The organism is Anaeromyxobacter sp. SG64 (genome assembly GCF_022690745.1).
GTDB lineage: Bacteria > Myxococcota > Myxococcia > Myxococcales > Anaeromyxobacteraceae > Anaeromyxobacter > Anaeromyxobacter soli.
This window is the reverse complement of the sequence record NZ_JALCZB010000181.1, coordinates 1-2,822: the sequence shown is the minus strand read 5'-3', so window position 1 is coordinate 2,822 and position 2,822 is coordinate 1. Positions and strand designations below refer to the sequence as shown.

The window sequence follows — 2,822 nt, the reverse complement described above, 5'->3', positions numbered from 1 at the left end:
GCCGCGCGGGAGCCCGCCGCCGCGCCGCCCCCGGCGGCGGTCACCCCCGCGCCGGCCGAGTCGATCGCGGGCGACGCCGCGCCGGCGGCTCGCGCCGACCCGTGCGACGGGGTCGCGTCGCTCCCGGAGGACGACGGCTGCGCCGGCGCGCCGCTCTGCTCGCCGCGGCAGCGCGCGAAGCTCGCCTGCGATCTCCGCGACGCGATGGAGAAGCGGTACGTGTTCTTCCCGGTGAAGGGGCGCCTCCTCGCCCACGGCGGCACGCCGTCGTTCGACTCGCGCGCGCACCTCGACGCCTGCGTCGCGGAGGAGCGGGCGATCGCCAAGGAAGACGATCCGCTGCGGTTCTACGATCGGATGCGCCGCTGCACCGCCGCGTTCGAGGACGGCCACCTGCTGTTCGGGGCGCCGGTGCGCCTGCCCCAGGTCGCGCTCGGGTTCGGCCTGCGGCTCGCGGACGGCGGCAAGATCGTCATCGCCAACCGCGAGAAGAAGCTCGTCTCGTACCTCGCGAAGGTCTCGGGGCTGCGGGGCGTCGAGCAGGTCCTCGCGGCCGGCAACGAGGTGATGGAGATCGACGGCCGCCCGGCGGCGGAGGTCGTGGAGGAGCTCGCCCGCTTCGTGCCGGCGAGCTCGCGCGGCGCCCGGCTCGAGCGCGCCGTGGACGCGGTGACGCGCCGCGACTTCGCCTACCCCCAGCGGCGCACCGCGACGCTGGCGGTGTCGGTGAAGGGCGTCCGGCGCGTGGTCGAGCTGCCCTGGTGGATCTCCCCCGACGCCGCCGGCCACGTGATGGCGAGCCGCTACGTGCGCCGCACCGGGATCGTCACGAGCGACCTCCTCGCCTGGCGCTACGACCAGGGGAAGGACACCTGGGACCGGGATCCGAACGCCGCGCAGGGGTACCTGCGCACGGACCCCATCCTGGCGCCGCGCGACGCGAGGGGGCTCACCGAGGAGCTCGACGAGGGCGACCGCGTCGCGGTGCGGGTGGGCGAGGTGGTGCGCCGCCGCGATCGCGCCTTCTGCTACGTGCAGATCCTCTCGTTCCTCAGCGAGACCCTGCACGCCGCGGGGGACGAGCCGCGCCCGTTCGGCGCGGTCCTCGAGGGTTTCGTCGGAGAGTGCAAGGACAAGGGGCTCGATCTCGTCGTGGACCTGCGCCAGAACACCGGCGGCTACATCGCCCACTCGAGCACCGTGGCCGCGATGCTGTCCGAGCCCGGGGAGGCCTACCCCGGCGGCGCGCTCGTCCTGCGCGCGACCACGCAGAATCAGCTCGTCTACCAGCAGCGGATGCCGCCGCCGAGCGCCGCGCCCGCCCGCGCCGCGGACGACGCGTTCGAGCCGCGCAAGATCGTCGAGGCGATCGGGCTCGCGCAGCGCGAGCGGCGCGACTACACGCCGGCCTTCCTCGAGGGCCCGGTGCGCGCGAGCGACGCGGTGGGAGGCTACGAGGGCAGGGTGGTGGTGCTCACGAGCCCGAGCTGCATGAGCGCCTGCGACCGGCTCGCCGGGATGCTGCGCGCCTCGCGCCGCGCCGTGCTCCTCGGCGGCCCGACGGAGGGCGCCGGCGGCAGCCAGCAGGAGGCGAAGAACCTCGGCGCCCGCTGGACGGATCCCGACGGGCTCCTCTCGCTCTCCATCCCGAACGCCGCGATGGGCGTGCAGCCCCTCGAGCCGGGCGCGCCGCTCGCCGCCCACGCGGAGCGCTCCGCGGAGGAGTTCTTCGCGGCGCTCGCCTTCGAGAACCGCCCCGTGCAGCCCGACGTGCCGTACGCGACCACGGTCGAGGACATCACCGGCCACAACCGCGGCTGGCTCGAGCAGGTGGAGGCCGTCCTCTTCGAGGGGCGCGCCGTGCACGAGGGCATCGCGGGGTTCTGAAGGCGCCCGTCCGCCCCCGGTGAGCCACCGCTTCCGGGGGTTCGGGGCGCTTTCCGGGAGCTCGCCGGAACCGCTCGCCGCGTCCCCGGCTCCGACTCGCACGGAGGAGCCAGAGAGACCGCATGAGCTTCGACATCCCCGGACTGTTCGCCGCCGGCGTCCTCACCTTCCTGTCGCCGTGCGTGCTCCCCCTCGTGCCCATCTACCTCGGGCTCCTCGGCGGCGCGTCGGTGGCCGACGTCCGCGCCGGCGGCGCGCGCGGGCGGCTCGTGGCGACGGCGTTCGCGTTCGCGGCGGGGCTCGCGAGCGTGTTCGTGGCGCTCGGGCTCGGGGCGAGCGCGGCGGCGGCGCTGCTCGCCGCGCACCGCGAGGTGCTGCTCCGGGTCGCGGGGATCGTCGTCGTCCTGTTCGGCCTCAAGTTCCTCGGGGTCCTGCGGCTGCCGGGGCTCGATCGCGAGCGGCGGCCCTGGCTCGCGCGCGCGGCGCCAGGGGGATCCCTCCTCGCGTCGTTCGCCTTCGGCGGCGCGTTCGCGCTCGGCTGGACGCCGTGCATCGGCCCGGTGCTCGGCTCCGTGCTCACCTACACCGCGAGCTCGGGCGCGAGCCCGGCGCGCGGCGCGCTCTACCTCGGCACCTACGCGGCCGGCCTGGTCGCGCCGCTCCTCTTCGCCGCCGCCTTCGCGCCGCGCGCGCTCCGGCTCCTCGACCGCGTGAAGCCGCACCTGCGCAAGGTCGAGCTCGCGACCGGCGCGCTCCTCGTCGCCGTGGGCGCGCTCCTCGCCACCGACCGGCTCATGATCCTCATGCCGCCTGCCGGTGGCGCCGCGCAGGCGGCGGGGGCGGTCGCTGCGTCCGCACCCGCCGCCGGGAGCGTCGCCGCGGGGGATGCGGCGAGCTGCGACGCGAGCGCGCCCGCCGCGGCGTGCGACCTCCCG

General features: G+C 76.3%; 2 protein-coding genes. Both read left to right on the top strand.

What is annotated here, in order from left to right:
* Window positions 1-1,887, top strand: a 1,887-nt coding sequence (locus MNZ29_RS23880) for a S41 family peptidase (RefSeq protein WP_242357086.1), incomplete at its 5' end; no start/stop codon positions are given.
* A 122-nt stretch (window positions 1,888-2,009) separates the two neighbouring features.
* On the top strand, window positions 2,010-2,822 hold an 813-nt coding region (locus tag MNZ29_RS23875; RefSeq protein ID WP_242357084.1), incomplete at its 3' end, for a cytochrome c biogenesis protein CcdA.